This window comes from Helicobacter cynogastricus, from assembly GCF_900197855.1.
Classification (GTDB): Bacteria; Campylobacterota; Campylobacteria; order Campylobacterales; family Helicobacteraceae; genus Helicobacter; species Helicobacter cynogastricus.
This window is the reverse complement of sequence record NZ_FZMQ01000005.1, coordinates 88,175-107,854: the sequence shown is the minus strand read 5'-3', so window position 1 is coordinate 107,854 and position 19,680 is coordinate 88,175. Positions and strand designations below refer to the sequence as shown.

Here is a 19,680-nt window from a genome sequence, read left to right as displayed (position 1 = left end):
TGAGCTTCGCACGGAAGCTTAGGGCAAAGATTTAACGCACGATCACTTCGTAACTTAAACCTTGTTTGGCAAGTTCTTCTAAGAAAGGATCGGGATCGAGTTGCTCTAAGTTAAACACTCCCTTAGAGTTTTCTCCCCCCCAAATGCCCGTACAAATCATCATCGCCCCTACCACAGCGGGTACACCGGTGGTGTAGCTAATGGCTTGTGCGCCCACTTCATCATAGCATTTTTGATGATCGCACACATTGTAAATATAGAGCTTTTTTTCCTGTTTGTTCTGACTGCCATGAATGTAGCACCCAATATTAGTTTTACCTGTCGTCTTGCCTGCAAGACTAGCAGGATCGGGCAAGAGTTGCTTTAATACCTGAATGGGCACGATTTGTGCGCTACCTCCCTGTGCGGTAGGCACTTCCACCGGATCGATATTGAGCATACCCACATTGGCCAAACAGCGCATGTGATTGAGGTAATTCTCTGAAAAGGTCATAAAAAAGCGGATTCGCTTTAAGCCTTTAATGTGCCTCACTAGGGATTCTAGCTCCTCATGGTAGAGCAAATAAGAGTCGCGCTCGCCAATGCCAGGATACGCCCATGTTTGCTTGATTTCTAAAGGCTTGGTTTCCACCCATGCACCATTTTCATAGTAACGCCCCGGTGCGCTCACTTCTCTTAGATTGATCTCAGGATTAAAATTGGTCGCAAAGGGGTAGGGGTGGTTGCCTGCATTGCAATCTAAAATGTCAATATTGTAAATCTCATCAAAATGGTGTTTTTGGGCGTAGGCACAAAAGACATTGGTAACCCCGGGATCAAAACCGCTTCCTAGCAAACCAAAAATCTGGGCTTCTTTGTAGGCCTTATCAAAGGCCCATTGTTCTTTGTATTCGAATTTAGCGACATCGGGATGTTCGTAATTGGCAGTGTCTAGGTAATTAGTCTTAGTTTGTAGACACGCCTGCATGATGACTAAATCTTGATAGGGCAGAGCGACATTGATCACCACTTTGGGGCGGTATTTTTCAATAAGAGCGATGACTTCCTGCACGCTGTTAGCATCCACCTGCTCACAAACCACCTCGCCCAAACCTCTCGCCTTGACCTCTTTGGCGATTTGCTGGCATTTAGAAAGCGTGCGGCTAGCCAACACCACTTGGCTAAAAACTTGGCGGTTTTGGCACAGCTTATGGGCTACCACGCCACCAACTCCCCCGGCTCCAATTTGCAAGACAACAGACATCTCTTCCCTTTTATCATAACGCGTTTATGCTATTATAAGCTAAATATTTTAACGCTTAAATTAAATTAAACGGGGTTAGCGATGCAGACGATCACTCTTGATATTTATGGGACTTTAGTATGCATGGTGGGAGTGCTATTGTTAGGCCGTTGGATCATCTCCAAAATTAAGCTTTTGCGCGATTATGACATCCCTGAGCCAGTAGTGGGGGGAGTGCTAGTGGCACTGACGATTCTCATTGCACACAAATTTTACGACTTTAAATTAGTGCTTGATTCGGGGTTGAAAACCCCTCTCATGTTGACTTTCTTTATCACCATAGGTCTGAGCGCGGATTTCGCTTCCTTGAAGAGAGGGGGCAAAATGTTGGGCATTTTTGTGGCAGTGGTAGGGGTGTTTGTGGTGGTGCAAAACGCCGTAGGGGTGGGCATTGCAAGCCTGATTGGGGCTAATCCCTTGATGGGGCTCTTGGGGGGCTCAATTTCTTTAATTGGAGGGCATGGTACTAGCGCAGCGTGGTCAGATGTCTTTATCAAACCCCCTTATGACTTTGCTGAAAGCCTAGAGGTGTCTATTACTTGCGCAACCTTTGGGCTGGTGAGCGGAGGAATCATTGGCGGGCCTGTGGCGCGCTATCTCATTAAAAAATACAAATTAGAACCCAGCCAAAAAGATAAGGAACGCATGGAGCAAGAACCCCCCAGTGTATTTGAAACCCCCAGAAAAGAACGCTTGATCACGGCCAGCAGTTTTGTAGAAAGTCTAGCTCTAGTGAGTATCGCCCTCTTGGTAGGTACGCTCATCTCTAAAATGGCACAGGTCAAGGTGGGCGGAGTTACTCTACCCACCTTTGTATGGTGCTTGTTTGTGGGGGTGATCTTGCGCAATCTACTTTCTTATTTTAAAATCCATAAAGTCTTTGATCGGGAAGTGAGCGTGATTGGGAATGTAAGCCTTAATCTCTTTTTGGCCTATGCTTTAATGAGCATTGATCTCATCAAACTCGCCCATTTGGCTCTGCCCATCATCATCATTTTGAGCGCGCAGGTAGTGGTGATGATTCTTTATAGCATTTTTGTAACCTTTAGAGTCTGTGGTAAAAACTACGATGCGGCGGTTTTGAGCGCGGGGCATTGTGGTTTTGGTTTGGGCGCAACCCCTACAGCAATGGTGAACATGCAAACCATCACCACCCACTACGGGCATAGCCATGTCGCTTTTCTAGTTGTGCCTTTAGTAGGAGCGTTTTTTGTAGACATTATTAACGCTGTGGTGATCAAAAGCTTCTTAGCTCTGCCCTTCTTCTCTTAGGCGCGCCATGTTTGAACTCTTAATGCAATCTTGCCTTAATCAAGCTTGGGAGGTGCAAACTTTGGCTTTGCCCAACCCTAGCGTGGCGTGCATGGTGCTAGATCAAAATTATCGCCTCTTAAGCCTGCAGACCCACACCAAAGCCCATACCCCCCATGCCGAAGTGCGCGCCCTAAGAGAGGCGTTTGATGCGCTTAGTCCCACCCCCTTCCCTAAAGACATCGACCCCCTAGACAAGCAAGCTAATTACAACTTTTTAGCCCAAAATCATAACGATCTCTTTAAAGAGTGCACCCTTCTAGTAACCCTAGAGCCTTGTAATCATTTTGGCAAAACCCCTCCCTGTGCAGCTCTGTTGTGTGCGCTTAAGCCTAAACGCGTGGTCATTGGCGCACTAGAGCAACATCCTCCAGCTCAAGGGGGCTTAAAACGCCTACAAGATGCCGGTATTGAAGTGATTGTGCTGGATTTGCCCGCATGTTATCACTTACTCTACCCCTTTAGATGTCTATCTAACAAAGGGGTGTTTAATCTCTTTAAAATCGCCACAAGACTAGATGGCAACTATCAAGGCAAGATTTCCGGGACTAAAAGCCTTAATTTTACCCATAACCAACGCGGGGTTGCTAGTACCCTTATTATCTCTGGACAGAGCGCGCGCACCGATCGCCCCTTGCTGGATCACCGCTTTGCTGACCCACTCTATCAAGATAGACTTTGTGATGTCGCCATTTTAAGCCGTAACCCTATAATCGATCGCACTTTGCCCCTCTTTGGCGTGGCTGGGCGTGAAGTCCGACTCTATACCCGCGTGCAGGATTTGCCCCTGCATACCGGCTTTAATATCATTGAGGGGGGTTGGCATCTGCTCTCTAGCTTGCAAGATCATATTAATATGCTCTTAACCCATACCAACACCTCCCTAGAACCCCACCAACCCATCCCCCACCACGCCCAAGCGCATTTCACCCCCCACCACGCCCAGATTTTAGATCACGACCTGCTCACATGGCACTCTTGCGGCTCTACCAACCTTTAGGGGGGTATGCCTACAATAGCGACAGCCTCTTTTTAGCCCATTTTGCCCGCCCTTTTATCAAAAAACGCGCCAAACTCTTAGATGTGGGCGCAGGCTGTGGGGTGGTGGGATTGCTGTGTGCTAGAGAGTTTGCTAACCCCCTAGATTTGATCGAAGTCAATCCTGAATTGGCCTTTTTTGCCCAAAAAAACAGCGCGCACGCCCCCCATGTGCGCGTGATCTGCGCAGATTTTCTACATGCCAACTTAGATACTTATCACTGCATTATTTCTAACCCCCCCTACTATCACCTCAACAGCCCCCAAAGTCCTAACCCCCAGATCGCGCGCGCCACTAACCAAAGCTTTTTACCTTTAAGCGCGTTGTGTGCTAAAGTCTACCGCCTTTTAAAACCCCAAGGCTATTTTATTCTCTGCTACCATGCCAACTTAGCAGATAGTCTACTTTTTGCCCTGCAAAATGCCAAACTTAACCCTGTATGTGTGCGCTTTGTGCACCCTTTTGCACACAAAAAGGCGACTTTAGTGCTCTGCTGTGCGCGCAAGAGCTCTAAGAGTCTGCTAGAAGTACAAGCCCCCTTAATCACGCACAATTCCAAAGATCAGCGCGATGTAACCCCTGAGGTGGCGCGCATTTACGCCCACGCTCAAACCTACAGCATTAAGGCACAACTTGGATAAAATCCCCTGCGCGCATTGCCAATTACTCTACCCCCCCCACGCCCTCAAAAAAGCCCCCAAGCAAGACCTCTATTTTTGCTGTGCAGGCTGTGAGAGCGTGTATTTTTTACTGCATTCCCTAGAGTTAGAAAATTTCTATGACAAATTAGGAAATAAAACCCTCCAGCCCATACAAGCCCAAAACCCCATCTCTACCCACTACGACACCCCTCAATTCTTAGCAGACTTTACCACGTCCACTAAAGAGGGCCTAGAGGTAGCACTCATTTTAGAAAATATCCATTGTGCGGCCTGTGTGTGGTTGATCGAACATGTGCTTTTAAAACAAGAGGGGATTAATAAGGTGCAAGTCAACTACACCACACACAGAGCTTATATTGACTTTGAGCCTCAGAAAATCCCCCTCTCAAAGGTGTTAAACACCATTGAGGCGATCGGGTATCATGCGCGCGTCTTTGATCCCAAAATTGAGAGCGGGGGCAAGAGAGCGCATTATCGCCACTATGTCGCCCTCGTGGTGGGTATTTTCTCTACCATGAATGTGATGTGGATTGCTATTGCCAATTATGCGGGCTATTTTTCGGGAATGGATACGAGCATGAGCTTCAAGCTCAATATCGCCTCGTGGATTTTAAGCAGTTTGACCCTCTTTATCACGGGGGCAGCGTTTTTAAAGGGCGCGTTTTATGGGCTCAAAAATGGCTTTTTTGGCATGGATTTGAGTGTGAGTTTGGGCGCGCTCACCACCTATATTTACTCCATTTACGCCACTTTCCATGCCCAAGAGCCCTATTTTGAATCAGTGAGCATGATCATCACCTTAGTTTTCATCTCAAAATTCTTAGAACTCAAGGCTACTTTGCGCGCCAACGCCATGCTAGATGGTCTGCAGGGCGCGCTGCCCTCTCAGGTCTTGCTTTTACGCGGGGGGGAGCGCGTTTTAATCTCTCCCTCTGAGGTGCAAATAGGGGATCGCATTGAAGTGTTAAGTGGGGAGTGTGTGGCCTTAGATGGGGAGCTAGAGAGCGCGCACGCGCAGGTAAATAGCCAAATTGTCAATGGAGAGATCACCCCCTTAGACTTGCACGCCGGGCAGAGCGTGCTCTCAGGCTATAGCAATGTGGGGGCGAGTTTTATTTACCGCGTGAACACCCCCTTTAAGCAGTCCTTTTTAAGCCAAATGGTGCGCTTAATCCAAAAGAGTTTTACCCAAAAGCCCCAAATCCAACTCCAAGCAGACAAACTTGCCCACCGCTTTACTCAAGGGGTGTTGCTCATCACTCTAGCTAGCTTGCTAGGCTGGGGGTTTATAGGCGGGGTGTGGGAGCGCGCACTAGTCATTAGTGTGAGCGTGCTCATCATCGCCTGCCCCTGCGCTTTTGCTTTGGCCACGCCTATTGCCCTTGTGCTAGCAAGCAATCGGGCGTTAAAGCAGGGGATTTTGTGCAAACAAGCCGCTAGTCTAGAAACTTTGGCCAAAGTACAAAGGCTCTTTTTGGATAAGACTGGCACGCTCACCACGCCAGCACTCCAAGTGCAAGAGTATCAAACATACGGGGATTTTAACCCCTCTTGGCTCTTAAGCTTGGTATTACACAACCCCCACCCTATTTCTAGAGGGGTGAGTGCGTGGTTGCAAGAACGCTACAATGTCCAAAGCACACCCCTAGAATCTCTGAGCCAAGAGGTGGGGGGCTTGAGGGGAGTAGTTGATGGGCATGTTTTGCTTGGGGGAAGTGTAGAGTATTTGCGCGCGCAGGGAGTAGATGTTGTGGGACAATCTTTAGAAAGCCATTTTGTCTATAGTGTGGATGGGGAGTTAAAAGCTCTTTTTAGCCTACACGCGCCGCTAAAACCCGATAGCCTGCAGAGTGTGCGCGCCCTGCAAGAAATGGGGCTAGAAATAGAAATTTTAAGCGGGGATTCTAGCCCACATGTGCAACACATCGCCCAAAACTTAAGGGTTGCCTGCCACGCCCCCCTAAACCCGGAGCAGAAATTAGAACACATTCAAAGGGCATTAGCGCGTGGGGAAGTAGTGGGCATGGTGGGTGATGGGATGAATGACGCGCCCGCTTTGGCTCAAAGTCAGGTGTCTTTGTGCATGTATGAGGGGCATGATCTAAGTTTGTTGCATAGCGATGTGATTTTGCTCAACACTTCCTTTAAAAGTGTGCGCAACACCTTTAAAATCGCCAAGCAAGCCCATAGACGCGTGCGCCAAAATCTCCTCATCAGCGCGCTTTACAACGCTCTGCTCATCCCCTGCGCAGTATGTGGGCTTATCAACCCCCCCCTAGCCGCCTTGAGTATGAGCCTAAGCTCGCTTTTGGTGGTGGGGAATAGTTTTAGGCTGCGGGGTTAAAGTTCAGGGTTAGCCGATCTCTACATAAGTCCATTTAAACGTGCCGTAAGTCTTGCCGATGGCTTCCTCAAGTTTATAAAAGCTCCCACAATCATTTTTGAAATTGCCCAGTAAGCATCCTGCGCTGAATTTGTGGCAATTCAACTCGGAATCATCTACGGGAAACCACGCGTATTCTTTGCCCTTTGCCTTACTCTTTGCGCTTCGATGAGCTGTTTCAGCTCTTTGGGCGACTTGTTCTGAACCAAGTGCGTTCCCATCTTTGTCGCAGGTGATATAAATTTTCCCGCCCTCTTTGAGATTACCATTTCTTTCATCCTCTAGACGCGTTAAAAAGTGGCGGGGGTGGGCTTTTCTGATCCACGCCTTGCCATCTCTATTGGTGATCTCGACAATGAGATTATCCCCTATGTAGATACCCGAATGTTCCGCCAAAGACAAAAAACCAATCTTGCAATACAAAACGCTTCCGGGTTTAGCATACTCTTCTAGGTTTGTAATTTTTGCCATGAAAACTCCTTTGATATGTTTTACTTCATCCACTCACTAATGCCAATCCTTAAGATTGTGGATTGTGGATTGTGGATTGTGGATTGTGGATTGTGGATTGTGGATTGTGGATTGTGGATTGTGGATTGTGGATTGTGGATTGTGGATTGTGGCATATTCTCTCTTAAATAATTTTAAAATAAACCACCTCTTTAAAACCCAACTCAACAAAAATCTTTGCATATCCCATAGAGGCTGATTTTTCTAGGCACTGCCTAAACTTAATCTCATCTTTTAGTACGCCCTGTCCACTATAATACATCTGCCCCAATGTGTAGTAAGCTTCTGCACTTTGGGCATCTTCTTGTTGAATCGCCTCGTGCAAATACTCTAGTGCTTTAGCATAATCGCCATTTTCACGAGCGCGTTTGGCTATTTGGTATGAATTTTCCTTATTTTTTTCGTGTCGAAGATATATTTCTGCCTTTTTGTGGTCTGGTGCTATACCATAGAAATATCTTGAGGCACACCATCGCCATCTTTATACATGATGCCTATGCTATAGAAAGCAGCAGGCACTCCCGCGTTGCACGCTTCTTGGTAACATTCTAGGACCATTTCGTACTTCTCATGGCGTTGAGCCTCCCTAGCGATCTGAAAATACAACTCACCCGCTTTTAGGTGCTCTGAGGCTACCTCGTGGTTACCATTCTGATGGGCATCGTAGGCCAAAATAGAAACTTGTTCGCCTCGTTCATCGCCTCTTCAAAGCTTTCATAAGCGCTCATACCAACCTCCATTTTCTGCAAAAATCCAGCGTTTATATAACCCACACCGGTTTTAGCATTCTAGCAAGAGAGAGTCAACTCGATACATCTGAGCCTCTTACTATCCCACAATAGTTTCCTATGAAATTAAAGCCTCTTTTAGGCCGTTTAATCTAGAATCAAATCCTATAATTACTTTAGAAGGATTATTTTCATGTCTTTAAAAAGAGGTTTATCCGTAGTGGGCTTGATAGGTGCGTTAAGCTTAGCTAGCTCATCTTTGCAAGCAGAAAGAAATGGATTTTATATTAGTGGGGGTGTGCAGTATGCGTATTTTACCACTCAATGGAATGGAAGTGGCAACATCGGAGGGATAGATATCCGCGGGGGTTATCAACAATTCTTTAACAAAAGAAAGACTTTTGGAGCGCGCTATTATGGAAATTTTAGCGTGAGTGGGGGGAGTGGTCTGAGTAATTTTAGCTATGGCGTGGGGGCAGACGCGCTCTATGACTTCTATGGCACTAAAAAATATGTCGTGGGGGTTTATGGCGGGCTCATGTTACTTGGGAGTAGCTGGGTGTTCCCACATGGGTCTGTGTCTAACTTCCAATTGCCTATCAATGTGGGGGTTCGGGCTAATTTTCTCTATCACCATGGCGTAGAGGTGGGGATGCTCATCCCTATCATCCCTGCTTACAATGGTTTGCGCCGCGCGGTAGCCATCTATGCTAACTATGTGTGGCGTTTTTAATAGAAATTTTAAACTTATTAAGGATTAGAGTGTTGGCCACTTTGGTGGTTAGCGCGACCTTGCTAGCCGTGGGGGAGTTTCTATGACATCTTCAAACAGCACCATCCAATTTGTGTGTTTTTATATGCCGGGTTGGTTTTACTGATCTTGGGTTTTTATCTCACCAATGCCTCCATTCCCAAAACTCCGTCTGTACACAACTTTGCCCAAGTACTCTTAAACGCCTTTTCTTGCATCGCTATTATTTTAAAATCTAACCAATATCTTGTCTTGAGCGGGACTTTTATCGTGGACATGAGGTTGAAGATTATTATTCCTAGTTAACAGGTCTTTTATTCTTGCTACTAGCTTGCATTATTCGGTGTTGTTTGCGCTCAACGCCCTATCACCGCGGTGTGTGCTCTTTTAAGCGCCCTAGATCATGGCCTCAAAGATAGCAACACCATTAACATGGCGGACATGGCGTGGCAAAAAGAGAATGTTGTAGGACTATTTTATATTACCAAGTTTGGGTGGTACTAGCCTACACTCTCTTAATGGCGGTACTCATTCCTTTTTATTTTGCTTGGGTGGAAAAGAAATCAAAGACACAACCGACTTTGCGATATTGTGTCAATCCCTGAGATTGTCGATCCCCCCATGCTCTAGGTTTTATGTTCTATTCCCTTGGATGCCCGTCTTGCTCTTGCTTGCATCGCATTCATCGCGACGCTAAAAAATTAGGGCAATGGATGGAGGTAATCTGATAGATGATGGGAGATATTTTTGTTAGTGTAGTGAGTATCATTATTGCAGCTAGTGTCTTTGCTACAGGTGAAGAATTTGGGAGGGATTGGATTTTAAGGCATTGGACGAATATGGGGTGGTTTGCGCTCATACTCATTGAGGCATCCTTAAGTTTTATTGACCTAAAAAACAAAGTTTCAGGGAATGTTTGTAAGTAACTTCTTGCTAGTGTGCTTAAGAGACTCAAAGCATGTAAATTACACCGCTGGGATCGTAAGCTTTGAGTTGATAATCTTTTAGGGATAAATCTGCTCACACCCTGTATTGTAGGGCTAAGTTCATAATGCTAAAGCGCGTCTTTGATAACTTTTAGGGTGTCTGTAGAATGTTGTATGCCTAGCGTGTCTCCAAAACAATCTCTAACAAACATGGGGCGTTTGGCGAGTCTTTGTTTCAATATATGCAACACGACATTATATCCTTCATTCAAGTAACCAATAAAAAAGTGCGCGCGAGATTGTGGCACTTGTCAATAAACCACATCTAATTGAGATTGTAGAAGTTAAGCCATACTCAGCTTGTTTGAATTGATGGATGTAAGCGTCCAAAATAGGGGTTTTTCTGATGGGTTCGACATTTTCCATGACAAACCATTGTGGCTTTATGTGACAAACAATGTCGGTATAACTACGCGTTTAAAGCGTATCCTCAAGCTCAAAAGCCTTTAAAATCTTAAACCCAGCAGATAAAAACTAAGCGACACACTTCCATAGCCACAAAAAAATCAATACAGGTTATTAAAAAGCTCGGGGGAATTGAAAAATACGGCATCAAATCTCACTACAACTAATAGCTTTGAAAGCCTAAGTATGTTCAACCAAACATGTTTTACTCCTGCCATGTTGAAAAATCCCCTCCATGCTTACCAAAATGCCTCCAAAAGGATCAAATTCTTTTTCTGAATATCAAAGTTATGATTGTAAGAGAAAGATTTATGAAGCTAGGCGTACAAGATTGTTACAACCTTTTTGCAATCCCAAATCACAAGCTTTTTTGAAATAATGCCGTGCAGTTTCTTTGTTCTGCCCTACGCCTTCTCCATTTTCATACACTACTCCTAAGTTATAGGAAGAGTTTGTATCCCCTAGTTTGTCCGCTTTGTTAAAATATCTTAAAGCTTCACTATAGTTTTTTCAACACCACGACCCCCATAGTACATAAGTCCTAAATCTCTATAGGTTGCTGCACATCCCATTTCTTTCGCTTTTTTAAGATATTAAATCGTTTTAATATCATCCTTAGGGCCCCCTCCCCATTTTTATGCATTAAGTCTAGATTACTATATGCTAGGGCAATCCCAATTTCTCCAACCTTTTTATAGTCTTTTAAGGCTTCTGATAATTTCCATAGATATAAGCATCTTCTGCTTTTTTGTAATATTCATTTACACTTGCATCATTCTTTTTTTCTTGACAACCACAAAGAATTGCAGATACTAAGGCAATCGACAACACATGCCTTTTAAGCAACACTAACATTTTTGCTCTTTATAAGGCATTTTAGCTTTGGGGTGTTTTATAATTATCTTTGCTCTTATCATATCTTTTAACATTAAGCCTTGGCCTGTATAATAAGTGGCCACTAAATCCCTATATTTTTGGCATAATCCATCTTAATTCTTTCGCATTGGCGTAATTAATCCACTCGTTGATCGTAGCGGCGTTTTAGATAAATTCTTTAGTCCCTTGGCTGAGCACATCTGCCGAGAGTGCCAACAATCTTTAGCAATTTTTTGTCCGAATACTCTGCTTTTTCCAGGGCATCGCAATTTTGTAGAAACTCTTGAACATAGTCCAAACCCACGCGATAATCTGTGTTTCGTTTCAGTTTTTTTGTTTAGCTCCCTTGAGTGCAGAGGGTAATGACACATAAGCAGATGGCGGGTTTGAATATTCTAACTATTCGGGATTATAAAATTTTTTTCGTGCCAATACTGGTTTACATCAAGGCTTTGAGGTGGGGGTGCGTTTTTCAATCGGCTACACAACTTTGCGAATCAGACGCAATGTAGCTGCTTTTGCTAATTATGTCTAATCTTTAAAGGTTGATGTATGCCACTAAGCGAACTAAAAGCAATGCGCAAAAGCCTCCACATAAGCCCGCTAGCGCGTCATCACCCACCACACCTAGCCCCCCCTTGACATCGCGATCAATCTTGCCAATTAAAGAGGGTTTATAAATATCAAAGAGGCGGAAAAACACAAAACTAGCGATCACGCCCAGCCAGCTAAGACCTGCGATCGCCATTGCCATCCACATCCCCACCAATTCATCAATCACAATGTGTTTAGCGTCATGGGTTTGGGTTTGTTTCTCGTAAATATCAATCTGCCTAATGGCCACCAATCCGATCAAAATAGCGCATAAAAACAAGGTGTTGGCCGAGAGATACAAAATGGGCAAGCCTAGAAACAAGGCGACCACACTCCCAGTCGTGCCCGGCCCCTTGGGAAATCTACCAGAATAAAAGAGAGTTAAAAAGCATTCGCGTACATCCATGCGCGTATTATAACAAAATTGGTTAGAATAAAGATTTTAAGGAATGGCATGAAATTAGCGGTGTTTGATTTTGATTCTACGCTTGTGGATGCGGAGACTTTGGAGGTTTTAGGTGAGGTTTATGGAGTGGGGGAACAAATAAAATCTGTAACCACGCAGGCGATGGAGGGTAAGGCGGATTTTTATACAAGTTTGATTAGCCGTGTAGCTCTACTTAAAGGCATGGATATTGATGTAGCTAAAAAGGCGTGTGAGAGTTTGCCCTTGCATCAGGGGGCTAAAGAAGTGGTGCAGGGTTTGCACGCTTTGGGCTATAAGGTTGTGTGCCTTAGCGGGGGGTTTAAGTGGGCAACTGGGTATTTTAAAGACAAGCTAGGGCTAGATGCGGATTTTAGTAATACCTTACATGTGAGCGACGGCCGTTTAAGTGGGGAGGTGAGTGGCCCTATGATGCGCTCTGACTCTAAAGCGGAAATGTTGGCCAGTTTGCAAAGCTTGCTAAAACCCAAACACACCCTAGCCATAGGCGATGGGGCTAATGATATTAGCATGTTTAAATTAGCCGATGTGAGCATCGCCTTTAATGCCAAAGAGATCACCAAAGAGCACGCAGACATCGCCACGCACTCGCTGGATTTGAGGGAAATTTTAAGATACGCCTAAAGGTTGTTGTTCAGAAAACTAGACAAATAAGCTTTATTTGCTCCAGCATGGGATATTAGAACCACAACCTAAGTCACCACTATACTCTAGCCCAAAACTTTTTAAACTAAAATCAATTTGCATGCTTTTCCTTTCTGTTGAGATTCCACTAATTACAAGCTATGCCACTGCAACGACAAATCGTATTTGGAGCAGCCCCATACTCTAGCCAAAGACTATCTGTACTCTCATCAATTTGCATGTTTTCTCCTTTCTTTAAGATTAGATAAATAATTCATAGATACTCATTTGCAACCGATGTCCGCATTGCAAATGAGTTCCACCACAACCCATAAATCCGCAAAACTCTCATTAGCTTGCATCGTTTTCATTGTCTTAAGATCAATTTAGTCAAGCACATTCACAGAGCCACTTGTTTTAAAGCGCACTCTGCCCGATCCAATAGATCCTCTAGAATCTTCAAGAGCAACGCCAATCCCATTCTTTTTAAGGGTGATATTCGCTCCATTGGATTGTATATCCCACAATTTGACATGTTCATGGGCAATGAGTTTTACACCCCCATTATTCATGTCTAAATCTAGTTCTTGAATATAAGCTTTGGCACTAACTTGGGTGTTGTTCGCCTTAATGCGACAAGTTTCTATATCTTGTGTGGATTTTTCCAATTGGATATTCCCATTATTAATTTTAATATCTAGTGTGCGTACGCTCTCTTGTAGCTCAATCGTGGCATCATTTGCCTTGATTTGGCAAATCTCTGAAGGTGCGCACAATAACAAATCTACTGAGTTCGTATCTGCTTTAAAGTTTTTGATCGCACTTTTTACGCTGACACTGCCATTATTGAGCTTTAACTCCAATCGTTCCATAGGTGCATTCACCGCCACCTTAGCGTTGTTGGCAGACAAGTAAAGGGCAATGTGATTAGCAGGTAGATAAATTTTAGCCCACCCGCTAATCTTGCAATCCCCTTGCAGGCCCTTTTTCATTAAAAGCGCAAAAGCATCCCCAATACTGCGGATTCCCTTAATCTCTTCGACTAATTCCTCATCCTCTGGGGTGGTGATGTAGAGCCTGTGATCGCTGTGCTCGATTAGCAAATCCGAATCGCTAGCGTCGCTTTTAAACACCACGAAAGCGTCCTTTTTATCGGTGGGCAAAACTTCAATCTCCATTTTTAAACCAAACTTGATTTCTAAATCACTCGCCTTAAACTCAAATATTTTTTCCATCGCGCACTGCCTTTCTTAAGATTTCCTTTTGTTTGCGGATTTTTGCCACCAAAAAGGGGGCGTTTTTGGGGACAATGGGGCATTTTTTGGATTTGCTTAGATAATTTTTGAGCACGCAAGATCGCCCCATGCACTGGAAGAAAAAGAAACAATCCTTACAAGCCGGGTCAAACTGGATGTGCTCCTCCCACGCCTCTAGCTTATGCGCCTCTAGTTTTAATCCTTCTTGCAAATTGCCAAATTTATTATGCTCTTGGTTGAGCGCGATGGTGCATTTAAGCACCTCTAATTTGGGATTGATTGTTAAGTTTGAGGATTTAGAGGCGTAGCACACCGATCCGGCAATTTGGGTGAACATGCCTAAATCCCCGAGTAAAAAGCCTTGTTCTTGCGCCTCTTGTTCCCAAAGGGCTTGCATATCTGGTGCGCCGCTGTGGCACGCCTCAATGCGCTCTTGTGTAGTGGTGTTATTGCCCTCAGAATACAGCCCAATGGGTCTAAAAAGCAAGGCAAAGCGGTAATCCCCCTTGATAAAATCAAGATTTTTAAAGAATTGCGCTCTTTGCTCGGGGTTAGAGCTGTGCTGGTTAAAATTGCACCTAAGCATAATGCGAAAGTGCTCTTTAAGGGTGCTAATGGCCTTGATATTGCCCATGATCTGATCATAACTCCCGCTCCCGCCACACTTGGGGCGCATTTTGTCATGCTGCTCTTTAAGCCCGTCTATGGTGATCTGAAAAGCCTTGACATTGCGTTGCACCAACGCTTGCATGTTCTCTTGACTCAAAAGATAGCCATTAGTGGTCATGGAGGCGGTGTGTGGGATGTGGGAGATTCTCTCTTGGAAGCCTAAAATCCATTTGAGGTTTAAAAGCGGTTCGCCCCCAAAGTATTCGATTCGAATACTCTTATCGCGGTTACGCTCAATAAGATCAAAGATTTTATCGCTATGGAGCTGTTTAAATCTAGCGGTGTCCTCGTGGTTTTCATAGCAATAGACACAGCGGAAATTGCACGCATCCCCGGCTGGGAGCAAGATTAAATGCAATTCATTTTGTTCTTTTTGAATCTGCTTGTCAAATTCTTTTTGGTAAAACCCCTCTAAAAACTTGTCATCGACTAAAAAGGCATTTTGGGTTAAAAACTCGAGGTGTTGGGCGGGGAAGTCTTCAGTAAAGGCAATTTGATGCTTGATTAGCCCTGCAATGTATCTTGGCTCAATGGCAACGCCAATGTCATTAAACCAATTATAAAGGTAGAGTCCCCCCCCCCCCCCCGATTATCTAAGACACTCACTTGCTTGAGCAGTTGGTGGCAGGTCATCTTAAAATCCTTAACGCTTAGTGGTCAAACACATCGTATTTTTACTCAAAAATCTTAATGGCAAACTTAAGGTTTGATATACCCCAAATCCACTAACGCATTAGCCATTTCTTTAAGCAGGGGGCCGTTTTTGCTCCCACCTTCGCCATGTTCGACTAGGATCGTGATAGCGTATTGGGGATTTTTATAGGGTAAAAAGGCAGTGATCCATGCATGCGATCGTTGCGCGTATTCCATTTCGCTTTCTTTGATACGCGTCATGGTGTTTTGATCGATGGCGACTACCTGCGCTGTGCCTGTCTTGCACGCCAAACTCACCTTCACCCCTCGCGTGCTTTTATAAGCCGTGCCCCCCTGCTGGCTACACGCTTCATACATGCCTTTGCGCAATACGGGCAACTTAGATTTTTGAAAAGAATCTAGCACATCTTTAGATTTAAAACTCCCATTGCGATAAAAATGAGGGGTAGGAAGTTTGCCTGAAGCAATTAAAGCGGTGTAGTTGGCGACTTGTAGGGGCGTGGTTAAAAAAGACCCCTGTCCGATGGCTGTAATAAGCGTGTCGCCCACATTCCAGACACTTCCAAAGCGTTTCATCTTCCAACTAGGATCGGGCAAGATACCCACAAATTCATTAGGCAAATCTACCCCACTTTTTTGACCAAAACCCATTTGTCCAAAGGTTTTGGCAAGTTTTTCAATGGGCAAATCAAGGGCGTATTTGTAAAAATATACATCTACAGATTCTTTGATAGCTTTATATAAATTACTTTCCCCATGCCCACCAGCTTTCCAATCTCTAAACTTGCGTTTGCCCACTTCAATGTAGCCCGGGGTAGCAATAGAAGTATTTTCATTCATAGGCAAGTTTTCTAAAAAACTTAGTCCAGTACCCATTTTTACTACAGAACCGGGAGGGTAAAGCCCATTGATTAGGCGGTTTAATAAAGGATTCCCTGGATCATCTTGAAGATTCTTCCATTCTGAAACGCTAATTCCACCTATAAAATGATTGAGATTATATTCTGGATAACTGCCTGCAGCTAAAATTTCTCCGCTGTGCACATCCATCACGATGATCGCTCCTCTTTTATCTGCAAACAGGGTATCAGCTTTGAGCTGGAGGCGTTTGTCTAAACTCAATATAAGGTCGTTATTGGTCTTGGGTTCTTTATTCTCAAGCACTTCAAGTTCTTGATTGAGCGCGTTCACACTCACGAGCTTATAACCTAGTTCTCCTTGCAAGAGATCGTTATATTCCTTTTCTAACCCCGTTTTACCAATGGTGTGGGTGTACTGGCTGGTGGGATTGGCATTAATGTCTTTCACATCGGCTGCTCCCAAGTAGCCAATGACATGGGAAGCTAAGGCATTGTTAGGATAGTGGCGTTTATTAGCTGCGTTGATACTAATCTCTGGGATTTGCAAGAGTTTGGCATAGAGAGTTTGCATCGCCGCATAGGGTACAAAATCTAAGATGGGAATCGCATTATGGTTGTAACGAGAATTCTGTTTTTGGTAATTGTCTAGTGCGTCATCTTTATCTAAGTCGGGGAAATAGCGCATTAAGGCTTCAAGTTTGTCTTCAACTACGCGATCTTTTAATCCCGGGGAGAGCGCGATACTAAAACCTAATTGGTTGATAGCGAGCAATTCATGGTTGCGATCCATAATGATCCCGCGCGTGGGCACTAAAATTTCTTTTTTAGTCATGTTGCGTAGGGCGAGTTGCTCAAAATAGTCATTGGTTTTGATGGTAAGGATAAAAATTTTCAAGATAAGCACCGCCCATACCAAGCCTAAAAGACCCAGCACAAAGCGCATCTTAAGTCCTTGCATAGATTCTCCAAAGCAAAAATTCTAAGACGCTATATTGAAGTGCATTATCCCACATATCACTATAGTAGCCGTATAAAAAGCTCAAAATCACAAAATAGATTAGATAAACCAAAAAGGCATGGACAAAATCTCCAAAAATATTATCTTGAAAAACCCGTAAAAGATATTGCACCACAAGTTTTTCATAGAGGACAAAGAGCAGGATAAGAATCCCCAAAGGTTGCGTATGAATAAGCTCCACACAGAGCAGACAAGTAAAGACCCAAATTAAAAGGTATGTGGAAGACTTTTCTTGGACAAGCGCATGTCGATAAAGCGCGAAGAGAAATCCTAGCATAGGGGGAAGCCATGTATAAATGTCTCTTAGATTACTATAGAGATAAAACCCCAACCATGCCAAGAAAAATAAAAACGAAAAGCGGATTTTGAGCCTAGATTCGCGTGTCAAACAAGGCCTCTAAGATGGTTTTTTGTACTTCAAAAGAAGATCCAAATCTAGAATTTAATGCGCCTTGCGCGCTAACTAAAGGGGCGTTTTGCTGTTGGTAAAGAGCATGTTGGGCATTCTTAGAGAGTTTGTCAAATTTTGTATAGACACACCTAAGAGTTTGATCGGGGCGTAAGAAACTTTCTAAAAAACCACGCACTTCTGTATCTAGGGATAAATGAGGGTGTCTAGCATCAATGAGGTGCAAGATGAGCTTGATGGAACTGCGTTGGATCAACAGATCGCTTAAAAATGTAGCCCATTGTTGCTTGAGTTCCTTAGAAACTTTTGCATATCCAAAACCGGGTAAATCAATACATATAAAGTCTAGCGTCTCAGTAGAAGAAATTTGCCATTGCGTGCGAAAAAAATTTGCCGCTTGGGTTTTTCCGGGGGTAGCAGAGCTTTTAGCGATTTTGCGCTCTAGGATGGTGTTCATTAAAGTGCTTTTGCCCACATTGCTACGCCCCACAAACGCCACCTCTGGCGCGCACGCTGGGGGGCACTGCGCCAAATTATAGGCCGATTTTAAAAAACTACTTTCTATAACTTTAATGGGTTTCATGTTTTTTTTGTTGTGAAGGCTTTTTTTGCGCTTTTTGTTTTTCCTTCTGCTGCTCTTGCTGGATGTCGTCCATGTCAAAAACAAACTTAGCCGGTCTGTTCTTGCCTCCAAGCACATCAGCATACCCGTGTTCTTTACTCAAAATGATCTCCTCACCCTTGATCGAATTGATTTTACCCACTTCATTCACCACGGCGTTTTGTAATAAGCGGTATTCTTGCTTGATTGCATCGTAGACAAGACGATCGGAATGCCCATCTATTTGACGGCCATCTTGGGTTACAATATGGAACTTCACCGCGCCAATAGCTTCATATTTGATAGGTTTGCGTTTGGCGTTGGTGTAGATGATCACTTTTTTAGCAGTGAGCGTGTCTTGCATTTTTTTGATGTGTACATTGCCTTCAATAGTTGTCATGCGCCGTTTTTCATTGGCAATGAATTTATCTGCAGTTACCTCTAAGGTTTCCTTAAGGGGTGCACCCCAGAGCAACCCTGCTACTAAACCAAGTATAACCCATCTCAAAATTTCAAACTCTTAAATTTGGAATGGGAGAATTTTGCATTTTTAGCATTCTCCATATCAATGATGGCATGCACATGACGGGCTTGCAAAATACCCTGCACATGGTTATAAGCAATGTCTTCACCTTGAATGTTACCCTCAGGACCATTCATTCTAAAAGCACCTTGACCTTGAAAGGTTTGCTTTTTGTGATCATAAACTCCCTGCTGACTCCAAAAACTTTGCCCACTACTGGTGGTGTAAAGTACCCCTTTGGGGAAAGTGTAGAGCTTTTGTTTATGTACCATCACTTCTCCTCTAGCGTGCTCTTGGATTTTAGTCTCTGTGTCGTATTTGCTTAGAACAAAATCATAGAGCACCTCGTGATCGCCATACTGCAACGCCCTAGACCCACGAATGCTCAAATCTGTTCCGCTAGGACTGGTTTGAAACGCCTTAAAACCCCACACCTCAATTTTAACAAAATCCTTAGAATCAAGAGTAACAGAGGGTCTAGGTTTTAGATAAAGGGCAATAAGGCCTCCCATAGCCACACCCAAACCTATAAAAAACTTCCACAAAGCATTCAAACGCACTTATTCACGCACCAACATACTAGGCTTATCCATGCTCTTAGCAAAGTCGCTCGCCTCTGCCTCACTTTGAAAGCCTTTGATAAAAACGCGATAAATAGATTCGTTATCCTTGCTACCGGGCACGACTTGAGTGTAATAAGGCTTTTTGAGCGTGGCTTTCAGACTTTCTGCAGCCCTTTGTGCACCCTCTTGGTTTCTAAATGCACCCACTTGCAAAGAAAAACTTCCCCCGCTAACACTTTTTTGACTTTCGCCGACTTTAAATTCCTGCTTGAGTGCGTTAGATTGGGGGGCTTTTTCTAAAGTCTTTTGGTATTGTTTGGAGATCACTCCCCCAAAACCCAGCACTTCCAATTTGACAGGCGCAACTCCTTTGCCCACCATATCAATGTCATGGGCAGCTACATTAGAAAGGTCGATGATTCGGTTAGCCACAAAAGGACCACGATCATTGATACGAACAATGGTACTTTTATTATTATCCTTGTTAGTAACCTTGACAATTGTATTCATGGGTAGAGTTCTAGTCGGAGC

General features: G+C 44.1%; 23 protein-coding genes and 1 pseudogene. 7 read left to right on the top strand and 17 right to left on the bottom strand.

All coding sequences use genetic code 11. The features are described 5' to 3' along the window. Positions 1–31: 31 nt before the first annotated feature. Positions 32–1,243, bottom strand: coding sequence for a saccharopine dehydrogenase family protein (locus tag C6H00_RS01755; RefSeq protein ID WP_104749333.1), 1,212 nt, complete (start codon positions 1,241–1,243; stop codon positions 32–34). Between the two features lie 81 nt (positions 1,244–1,324). On the opposite strand from C6H00_RS01755, the gene gltS reads away from it, so the two are divergent. From gltS to C6H00_RS01735, 4 genes are read left to right on the top strand one after another with little or no spacing between them, the layout of a single operon-like run. After that, positions 1,325–2,554, top strand: a complete 1,230-nt coding sequence (gene gltS / locus C6H00_RS01750; RefSeq protein ID WP_104749332.1) for a sodium/glutamate symporter — start codon at positions 1,325–1,327, stop codon at positions 2,552–2,554. Between the two features lie 7 nt (positions 2,555–2,561). Further along, positions 2,562–3,593, top strand: a complete 1,032-nt coding sequence (locus tag C6H00_RS01745) for a bifunctional diaminohydroxyphosphoribosylaminopyrimidine deaminase/5-amino-6-(5-phosphoribosylamino)uracil reductase RibD (protein WP_104749331.1) — start codon at positions 2,562–2,564, stop codon at positions 3,591–3,593. Further along, positions 3,563–4,273, top strand: coding sequence for a tRNA1(Val) (adenine(37)-N6)-methyltransferase (locus C6H00_RS01740; RefSeq protein WP_199769145.1), 711 nt, complete (start codon positions 3,563–3,565; stop codon positions 4,271–4,273). The genes C6H00_RS01745 and C6H00_RS01740 overlap by 31 nt, the downstream gene beginning before the upstream one ends. Continuing rightward, positions 4,266–6,638, top strand: coding sequence for a heavy metal translocating P-type ATPase (locus tag C6H00_RS01735; protein ID WP_104749330.1), 2,373 nt, complete (start codon positions 4,266–4,268; stop codon positions 6,636–6,638). The genes C6H00_RS01740 and C6H00_RS01735 overlap by 8 nt, the downstream gene beginning before the upstream one ends. Before the next feature lie 9 nt (positions 6,639–6,647). Here the strand turns inward: C6H00_RS01735 and C6H00_RS01730 are convergent, their stop codons facing one another. From C6H00_RS01730 to C6H00_RS01720, 3 genes are all read right to left on the bottom strand, one after another. Beyond that, positions 6,648–7,148, bottom strand: coding sequence for an AbrB/MazE/SpoVT family DNA-binding domain-containing protein (locus C6H00_RS01730; protein ID WP_104749329.1), 501 nt, complete (start codon positions 7,146–7,148; stop codon positions 6,648–6,650). Between the two features lie 163 nt (positions 7,149–7,311). Then, entirely contained in the window at positions 7,312–7,512 is a 201-nt protein-coding gene (locus C6H00_RS01725; RefSeq protein ID WP_104749328.1) for an SEL1-like repeat protein, read from the bottom strand. 116 nt (positions 7,513–7,628) lie between these two features. Further along, on the bottom strand, positions 7,629–7,859 hold the full coding sequence (locus C6H00_RS01720) for a hypothetical protein (protein ID WP_104749327.1): 231 nt from the start codon (positions 7,857–7,859) through the stop codon (positions 7,629–7,631). Positions 7,860–8,108: 249 nt separating this feature from the next. Between C6H00_RS01720 and C6H00_RS01715 the strand changes: the two genes are divergently transcribed. Together C6H00_RS01715 and C6H00_RS01710 are read left to right on the top strand one after the other, a co-directional pair. Further along, complete coding sequence (locus C6H00_RS01715) at positions 8,109–8,648, top strand: outer membrane protein (protein WP_104749326.1); 540 nt, start codon at positions 8,109–8,111, stop codon at positions 8,646–8,648. 132 nt (positions 8,649–8,780) lie between these two features. After that, entirely contained in the window at positions 8,781–8,972 is a 192-nt protein-coding gene (locus tag C6H00_RS01710; RefSeq protein ID WP_158655702.1) for a hypothetical protein, read from the top strand. Positions 8,973–9,720: 748 nt separating this feature from the next. Here the strand turns inward: C6H00_RS01710 and C6H00_RS08710 are convergent. From C6H00_RS08710 to C6H00_RS01695, 5 genes and pseudogenes are all read right to left on the bottom strand, one after another. Then, positions 9,721–9,864, bottom strand: a complete 144-nt coding sequence (locus tag C6H00_RS08710; protein ID WP_233704358.1) for a hypothetical protein — start codon at positions 9,862–9,864, stop codon at positions 9,721–9,723. Next, the gene (locus tag C6H00_RS09125) at positions 9,857–10,051 is read right to left on the bottom strand and encodes a hypothetical protein (protein ID WP_407645528.1); all 195 of its coding nucleotides are present in this window, start codon (positions 10,049–10,051) and stop codon (positions 9,857–9,859) included. The genes C6H00_RS08710 and C6H00_RS09125 overlap by 8 nt, the downstream gene beginning before the upstream one ends. 315 nt (positions 10,052–10,366) lie before the next feature. Then, positions 10,367–10,492: pseudogene (locus tag C6H00_RS09120) on the bottom strand (tetratricopeptide repeat protein); the annotation flags it as partial. Between the two features lie 267 nt (positions 10,493–10,759). Then, positions 10,760–10,912 (bottom strand): hypothetical protein, encoded by a 153-nt coding sequence (locus C6H00_RS08485; protein WP_158655701.1) that lies wholly within the window; start codon positions 10,910–10,912, stop codon positions 10,760–10,762. Positions 10,913–11,471: 559 nt separating this feature from the next. After that, the gene (locus C6H00_RS01695; RefSeq protein ID WP_104749322.1) at positions 11,472–11,933 is read right to left on the bottom strand and encodes a phosphatidylglycerophosphatase A family protein; all 462 of its coding nucleotides are present in this window, start codon (positions 11,931–11,933) and stop codon (positions 11,472–11,474) included. Between the two features lie 48 nt (positions 11,934–11,981). Between C6H00_RS01695 and serB the strand changes: the two genes are divergently transcribed. Continuing rightward, positions 11,982–12,596, top strand: a complete 615-nt coding sequence (serB, locus tag C6H00_RS01690) for a phosphoserine phosphatase SerB (RefSeq protein WP_104749321.1) — start codon at positions 11,982–11,984, stop codon at positions 12,594–12,596. Between the two features lie 386 nt (positions 12,597–12,982). On the opposite strand, the gene C6H00_RS01685 is transcribed toward serB, so the two are convergent. The 8 genes from C6H00_RS01685 to C6H00_RS01650 all read right to left on the bottom strand — a co-directional run. Then, entirely contained in the window at positions 12,983–13,831 is an 849-nt protein-coding gene (locus C6H00_RS01685; RefSeq protein ID WP_104749320.1) for a DUF4097 family beta strand repeat-containing protein, read from the bottom strand. Continuing rightward, complete coding sequence (locus C6H00_RS01680) at positions 13,815–14,879, bottom strand: radical SAM/SPASM domain-containing protein (protein WP_158655700.1); 1,065 nt, start codon at positions 14,877–14,879, stop codon at positions 13,815–13,817. The genes C6H00_RS01685 and C6H00_RS01680 overlap by 17 nt, the downstream gene beginning before the upstream one ends. A gap of 341 nt (positions 14,880–15,220) precedes the next feature. Then, on the bottom strand, positions 15,221–16,993 hold the full coding sequence (mrdA, locus tag C6H00_RS01675) for a penicillin-binding protein 2 (protein WP_104749318.1): 1,773 nt from the start codon (positions 16,991–16,993) through the stop codon (positions 15,221–15,223). Then, a complete protein-coding gene (locus C6H00_RS01670; protein ID WP_104749317.1) occupies positions 16,980–17,441 on the bottom strand; it encodes a hypothetical protein in 462 nt (153 codons plus the stop codon). Before C6H00_RS01670 ends, mrdA begins: the two co-directional genes overlap by 14 nt. Beyond that, a complete protein-coding gene (gene yihA, locus C6H00_RS01665; protein ID WP_104749316.1) occupies positions 17,425–18,045 on the bottom strand; it encodes a ribosome biogenesis GTP-binding protein YihA/YsxC in 621 nt (206 codons plus the stop codon). Before yihA ends, C6H00_RS01670 begins: the two co-directional genes overlap by 17 nt. Beyond that, complete coding sequence (lptA, locus tag C6H00_RS01660) at positions 18,032–18,571, bottom strand: lipopolysaccharide transport periplasmic protein LptA (protein ID WP_233704357.1); 540 nt, start codon at positions 18,569–18,571, stop codon at positions 18,032–18,034. Before lptA ends, yihA begins: the two co-directional genes overlap by 14 nt. Further along, positions 18,568–19,146: a hypothetical protein gene (locus tag C6H00_RS01655; protein WP_104749314.1), complete on the bottom strand. Its 579-nt coding sequence runs from the start codon at positions 19,144–19,146 to the stop codon at positions 18,568–18,570. Before C6H00_RS01655 ends, lptA begins: the two co-directional genes overlap by 4 nt. Further along, a partial coding sequence (locus tag C6H00_RS01650) for a septal ring lytic transglycosylase RlpA family protein (protein WP_158655699.1) occupies positions 19,147–19,680 on the bottom strand: 534 nt, incomplete at its 5' end.

Bases quoted from the DNA above. Each gene is read 5' to 3' on its own strand.
- C6H00_RS01755 (WP_104749333.1), bottom strand. From the start codon at position 1,243: ATGTCTGTTGTCTTGCAAATTGGAGCCGGGGGAGTTGGTGGCGTGGTA.
- gltS (WP_104749332.1), top strand. From the start codon at position 1,325: ATGCAGACGATCACTCTTGATATTTATGGGACTTTAGTATGCATGGTG.
- C6H00_RS01745 (WP_104749331.1), top strand. From the start codon at position 2,562: ATGTTTGAACTCTTAATGCAATCTTGCCTTAATCAAGCTTGGGAGGTG.
- C6H00_RS01740 (WP_199769145.1), top strand. From the start codon at position 3,563: ATGGCACTCTTGCGGCTCTACCAACCTTTAGGGGGGTATGCCTACAAT.
- C6H00_RS01730 (WP_104749329.1), bottom strand. From the start codon at position 7,148: ATGGCAAAAATTACAAACCTAGAAGAGTATGCTAAACCCGGAAGCGTT.
- C6H00_RS01715 (WP_104749326.1), top strand. From the start codon at position 8,109: ATGTCTTTAAAAAGAGGTTTATCCGTAGTGGGCTTGATAGGTGCGTTA.
- C6H00_RS08485 (WP_158655701.1), bottom strand. From the start codon at position 10,912: ATGTTAGTGTTGCTTAAAAGGCATGTGTTGTCGATTGCCTTAGTATCT.
- C6H00_RS01695 (WP_104749322.1), bottom strand. From the start codon at position 11,933: ATGGATGTACGCGAATGCTTTTTAACTCTCTTTTATTCTGGTAGATTT.
- serB (WP_104749321.1), top strand. From the start codon at position 11,982: ATGAAATTAGCGGTGTTTGATTTTGATTCTACGCTTGTGGATGCGGAG.
- C6H00_RS01685 (WP_104749320.1), bottom strand. From the start codon at position 13,831: ATGGAAAAAATATTTGAGTTTAAGGCGAGTGATTTAGAAATCAAGTTT.
- mrdA (WP_104749318.1), bottom strand. From the start codon at position 16,993: ATGCAAGGACTTAAGATGCGCTTTGTGCTGGGTCTTTTAGGCTTGGTA.
- yihA (WP_104749316.1), bottom strand. From the start codon at position 18,045: ATGAAACCCATTAAAGTTATAGAAAGTAGTTTTTTAAAATCGGCCTAT.